Source organism: Acidovorax sp. LjRoot204, from assembly GCF_056175785.1.
The window spans coordinates 1-3442 of record NZ_JBGFFF010000270.1 but is presented as its reverse complement, the minus strand read 5'-3'; the positions used below and the strand labels follow the sequence as shown (position 1 = coordinate 3442).

The 3442-nt window shown below is 64.1% G+C and carries 4 protein-coding genes and 1 pseudogene; all 5 read left to right on the top strand.

Annotated features, from left to right (window positions below):
- Positions 1-193 (top strand): YeeE/YedE family protein (locus AC04MI_RS24210; protein WP_476498926.1); only part of this gene is annotated, 193 nt, incomplete at its 5' end.
- Between the two features lie 28 nt (positions 194-221).
- Positions 222-671, top strand: coding sequence for a DUF6691 family protein (locus tag AC04MI_RS24205; protein ID WP_436077325.1), 450 nt, complete (start codon positions 222-224; stop codon positions 669-671).
- Position 672: 1 nt separating this feature from the next.
- Positions 673-1029 (top strand): protein tyrosine phosphatase family protein, encoded by a 357-nt coding sequence (locus tag AC04MI_RS24200; RefSeq protein ID WP_436077324.1) that lies wholly within the window; start codon positions 673-675, stop codon positions 1027-1029.
- A gap of 15 nt (positions 1030-1044) precedes the next feature.
- Positions 1045-2781, top strand: coding sequence for a SulP family inorganic anion transporter (locus tag AC04MI_RS24195; protein WP_476498925.1), 1737 nt, complete (start codon positions 1045-1047; stop codon positions 2779-2781).
- 313 nt (positions 2782-3094) lie between these two features.
- Positions 3095-3442: pseudogene (locus AC04MI_RS24190) on the top strand (glycosyltransferase family 2 protein); the annotation flags it as partial.

Below are 3442 nucleotides of genomic sequence, written 5' to 3'. Positions count from 1 at the left end.
TGATGCGAGCTGGGGCATGGTGGTGGTCGCTGGCCTGCTGGTGGGTGTCGGTACCCGCTACGGATCGGGCTGCACCAGCGGCCACGGGGTGTGCGGACTCTCGCGCATGTCGCCCCGGTCCCTGGTGGCCACCCTGGCCTTCATGGGGGCCGGGTTTGTCACCGTCTTTCTGATTCGGCACGCGCTGGGCTGACCCGGCCTACATCGGAGCATTGATCGCTATGAAAAATCGCATTACAGAGTTCCTGGTGGGTCTGATCTTCGGACTGGGCCTGATCGTCTCGGGCATGACCGATCCCGGCAAAGTGCTGGGCTTCCTGGACTTGGCTGGCTTGTGGGACCCATCGCTGGCATTCGTGATGGGCGGTGCGATTGCGGTGGGCGTCTTTGCGTTCGCTGCGGCCAAGAAACGCACCACCAGTTTCCTGGGAGGCGCGATGCATCTGCCCACGTCGCGCGACATCGATCGCCGCCTGGTGGTCGGGAGCCTCATCTTTGGTGCGGGCTGGGGCATTGCAGGCTTTTGCCCGGGGCCCGCCATCGTTTCGGCGGGCGCGGGCCAGCCCAAAGCCATCGTGTTTGTGATGGCGATGCTGGCGGGCATGTGGCTGTTTGAGCTGGCCGAACGCATGTCTCACCGCGCCCCACCCGCCCAGACGGGAGCCCGCTGACATGCCGCTGCAGATCATTGCCCTGACCCCCGACTTCGCAGTGTCGCCCCAGCTGGCCACCACGGACTTTGCCTTTTTGGCCCAGCAGGGCTTCAAGACCATCATCAACAACCGGCCGGACGGGGAGGGCGGTGGCGCACAGCCCACCTGCCCTGAAATGGAGCGCGCTGCCACAGTGGCTGGGCTGCACTATGTGTACCTGCCCGTGGTCAGTGGCTCGATCACGCCGGAACAGGTGCAGGCCATGCACAAGGTCCTGATCGCGGCCCCCAAGCCCACGTTGGCGTTTTGCCGTTCGGGTGCCAGGTCTGCCCAGTTGTTTGGACTGACGCAGACCCTGGATGCCGAGGCGTCCTGATCACCGGGAACCCTCATGAACTTCATTCCCGGCTGGGTCCGCAGCTACCAGAAGTCCTGGCTCTCCGGCGACATGGTTGCCGGTGTGATCGTGACGGTGATGCTCATCCCGCAGAGCCTGGCCTACGCGCTGCTGGCTGGCTTGCCTCCCGAGGTGGGCTTGTACGCCAGCATCCTGCCGATCGTTGCGTATGCCATGCTGGGGTCCAGCGTGACGCTGGCTGTGGGCCCGGTGGCAGTGGCTTCGCTCATGACGGCGAGCGCCCTGCAGCCCCTGGCTGCCGCTGGYTCGCCCGACTACGTGGCGCTGRCCATGTTGCTGTCGCTGCTCTCCGGGGGCATGTTGCTGCTGTTTGGGGTGTTGCGGCTGGGTTTTCTGGCCCACTTCCTGAGCCATCCGGTCATCAGCGGGTTTATCTCTGGCTCGGCAGTGCTCATCGCTGTGGGGCAGGTCAAGCACCTGCTGGGCGTAAAGGCGAGCGGTACCGATGTCTTTGACACCGTGGTGCAGTTAGCACACGCAGCTCCCTCAACCAATCTGGTCACGCTGAGCATTGGTGCAAGCAGCGTGCTGTTTTTGCTGCTGGCGCGCAAATCCCTCTCCCCATGGCTGGTCCGTCTGGGTGCGAGTCCGCGGCTGGCAGACGTCGCATCCAAACTGGCGCCGATGCTGGCGGTGATGGTGTCCACCGCACTCGTTGCCGCCATGCGCTGGGATCAGACAGCGGGCGTCAGCATCGTAGGCACAGTGCCCCAAGGCCTGCCGCAGCTGGGGCTGCCGGCGGTTTCGATGGCGTCTGTGGGCTCGCTGTGGTTGCCTGCGCTGCTGATCTCGCTGGTGGGCTTTGTGGAAAGCGTGTCGGTGGCGCAATCGCTTGCGCTCAAGCGTCAGCAACGCATTCAGCCCAACCGGGAACTGCTGGGCCTGGGGGCGGCCAACGTTGCCAGCGCGCTGTCGGGTGGTTTCCCCGTCACGGGCGGCTTTGCGCGCTCGGTCGTCAATTTTGCCGCCGGAGCCAACACGCCCCTGGCAGGTGTCATTTCTGCCGTGCTGATGGGTGTGGTGATTGCCGCGCTGACCGGGCTGTTTCACTATCTGCCCCATGCCGTGCTGGCGGCCACCATCATCGTGGCGGTGGTGTCCCTGATTGACTTAGAGACACTGCGCGAGGCCTGGCATTACGACAAGGCGGATGCCATGGCCCTGCTGGCCACCGCAGGGGGAGTGATCGCTTTGGGCGTGGAAGTCGGCATCCTGATGGGGGTGGCGTTGTCGCTGGGCACTTTGGTGTGGCGCAGCAGCCATCCGCACATTGCGGTCGTGGGGCGCGTGCCAGGCACGGAGCATTTCCGCAACGTCGCCCGCCATGCAGTCACTATCGAACCCGGCCTGATTGCCGTGCGGGTCGACGAAAGCCTGTATTTCGCCAATTCGGACGCGTTACTCGATAAGGTGGAGTCTCTGGTGGCGGCACAGCCTGACACGCACTATGTGCTGTTGGTGTGCTCGGCCATCAACCAGATCGACACCACAGCCTTGGGTGTGCTCACCGACCTAGAGCGCAGCTTGGCCCAGCGCGGCATGGCATTGCTGCTGGCGGAGGTCAAAGGGCCTGTGCTGGACCGCCTGCAGACCACGCCGCTGGGGCTGCGTTTGGAGGGCAGGGTGTTTCTGAGTACCCATGCAGCGTTCCAATTTGCAAACCGCGAGGCGACTGTCTCGCCCAACCCATCGCCATCGCTGACTCGATAGCGTGCAGTGGGTGGACGGCGACTGACGGCACGGGTGCATTGAGCCCCATCCACGGCCCTTTTGCGTTTGGACTTTGCCTGTGTTCGCCATCGAACAGACCGTGCCCCGCCTGCTGCTTACATTCCGTCTCACATCCCTGCAGGGTGTGACGTAACGGGGTCGCAAGACGCCGCCACTCCACGTCTTGTGCGCAGGGTCCAGCAGTGGTCGGAACAAAAGGCGTTCTATGCACGTGAATCGAGAGAGCCGACAGCTTGGTCATGCCGAGCGCAGCGCTGCACCCCATATTCACCCGGCGCGGTGGCTGCGGTGTGTGACGGCATTTGCCACCACGTTGGGCAGCGCCAGTACGTGGGCGGCCCCGATGGCGCAGCCTCTTGAATCCATCGAAGCGCTCAGTCAGCGGTGGGTGCCTGGCCCTCTGGCATATGCGGTGCTGTCCACCATGGCGGCGCTGCTGGCCATGATCATCGTGGTGATGATGGTGTATGCCACCCGGCATGGAGTGCTCACACTGAACCGGCTGCTAGGGCACCAGCGCCATCCGTACCTGGACATCGATCAGGCGGACTGGCCGCTGATCACGGTGTTCATCGCTGCCCACAACGAAGAACAGGTGATCGCCGGATGCTTGCAGGCCCTGCTGGACACCAATTACCCC